Origin of the sequence: Longimicrobium sp., from assembly GCF_036388275.1 — a bacterium.
Classification (GTDB): domain Bacteria; phylum Gemmatimonadota; class Gemmatimonadetes; order Longimicrobiales; family Longimicrobiaceae; genus Longimicrobium.
Window position 1 is genome coordinate 1 of sequence record NZ_DASVSF010000006.1, and the last position, 1784, is coordinate 1784.

Annotated in this window: 2 protein-coding genes and 1 pseudogene; 2 read left to right on the forward strand and 1 reads right to left on the reverse strand. The window is 65.1% G+C overall.

All coding sequences use genetic code 11. The annotated features are described in order from the left end of the window. Positions 1-693: ISAzo13 family transposase (locus VF632_RS02325; RefSeq protein ID WP_331021230.1), on the reverse strand; the 693-nt coding region annotated here is incomplete at its 3' end. 108 nt (positions 694-801) lie between these two features. Here VF632_RS02325 and VF632_RS02330 point away from each other — a divergent pair. Further along, positions 802-1086 (forward strand): integrase core domain-containing protein, encoded by a 285-nt coding sequence (locus VF632_RS02330; protein ID WP_331021231.1) that lies wholly within the window; start codon positions 802-804, stop codon positions 1084-1086. 327 nt (positions 1087-1413) lie between these two features. Beyond that, positions 1414-1784 (forward strand): annotated as a pseudogene (locus VF632_RS02335) (hypothetical protein); the annotation flags it as partial.

The window sequence follows — 1784 nt, forward strand, 5'->3', positions numbered from 1 at the left end:
GTCGTAGACGCCGTAAGGCGCGACCTTGCCCAGGTCCGGTAGCTCGAAGTCGTGCACCCGCACCGGCTCGGGTTGGCCCTTGGGACGCAGTTCGCGGCCGGGGTTCTTGAAGTCGCCGACCAGCTCCTTCTTTTTGGTGTCTACCGAGATGGCCGGCTGGCCTGCCGCCATCGCCGCTTGCACGACGGTGTTGATGTGGGCGAACTGGGCATCGCGGTCGGGATGGTTCCTTCCCTCCCGGGTCTTGCAGTTGGCTTGGCAACTGTAGCCCAGCTCGCGCAGCAGCAGGCCAACCAGCTTCTGGCTGACCGCGAAGCCACGCTCGCCCAGCACCCGGGTAATCTGACGCTGGCTGCGGCTCACCCAGCGCAACGGCGTCTCCGGATCACCGCGGATGGCATCCTCGATCAGCGTCTCCAGAGTGCCCGGCAACTCCGGTTGCAGGGTGACCGCGCTCTTGCGCCCGCCGCCCTTTCGTCTGACCCGCGGGCCGATCGGATTGGCCCCGCTCTGCAGCTCCACGATGGCTCGCCGGATGGTGCTGCGCGCCAGCCCGGTCGCGGCCGAAGTCGCCGTCACCCCACCATGGCCAAGCGCCAGGGCCTCGTTGGCCGCGAACAGCCGTCGCCCGCGCTCATCCAGGAATTTGCAGGCTTGCTGATACCGTGTGCGGATGTCGTCGAGGTCGATCACCCCCACCGATTACGCCAGCGCGGCCAGCCACCGTCAGTCCCTTCCGGCTCTCAGCCACTGAGCCGCCATCACATCCGATTCAGTTATTCCGCGTCAGATCCTAACTTCATGGCCGACGTCTTCCAGAAGCAGGTCAGGTTCTGGGGCATGGCGCCGAGCTATGCCTTCGTCGCGGAACCCGAGACGAACGGCGTGATCGAGAGGCTCTTTCGCACGCTGAAAGAGCAAGCCGTCCATGGTCGCATCTTCCAGACCATCGAGGACGTGCGTGACGCCGTCCGGGCCTTCGTCGCCCGCTACAACGCCGAGTGGCTGATCGAGAAGAACGGCTATCGCAGCCCAGCCCAGATGCGCGCCGCCTGGCAGGAGGAAACCTTCAAGCGCGCCGCATAACGCAACCTATTGTCCAGACAGCCGGGTGCGGTACATGCGGAGCACGCTGTCCGGCAGAAGCAGATTTGAACTGCGATCCTCGTCACGTAAGACTGGCGCCCGCATTCCGACAGACCGCAGACGGCGCAATTCAGCCAGTTGCATTCCGGGCATGATTGAACACAGGGATCCCGAACCCTGGGAAGAATTTTTGCTCCATCGGTTTGCCCGCCCTGCTGCGGTGCGTGCCAACTGAGCAGGGCCGACGCGGCGCAGAGGGCGAAGTCGAGAAGCCGAGATCGGTGCAGTGCGACAGGTTGAGGGACTGGCTCCTGGCAATGCAGTACGATGACTGACCGGCCACAATCCCCCGAAATGGAGGCGCCCTCCAGCGCCGGTTTCCCGGTCCGCTATGGCCAGGAGTGGGGTGCTGCACAGGACACTGCAAGCCGCGTCGCGGTGCTGCGCCCTGCCATCGCGCTTTTCGGGCAATTCGGTTGCGGCAACTTCGGCAATGAGGGATCGCTCGAGGCGATGGTCGGGCTTCTCCGCCGCGATATGCCGCAGGCTCGCCTCCTCTGCATCGCCGTGGACCCGCAGGCGGTATGTCGGCAGCACGGCATCGCCGCCATTGCGATCGGTTCAGCAGATTCGCCCCATGGCTTACGTGCCGTTCTCGACAGGCGCCTGCGGGGACTGCTGTGCAAGGCCGGCAACTG

What these genes read in the sequence shown, in the direction of transcription:
- VF632_RS02330 (WP_331021231.1), top strand. Translation starts at nt 802, where the DNA reads ATGGCCGACGTCTTCCAGAAGCAGGTCAGGTTCTGGGGCATGGCGCCG.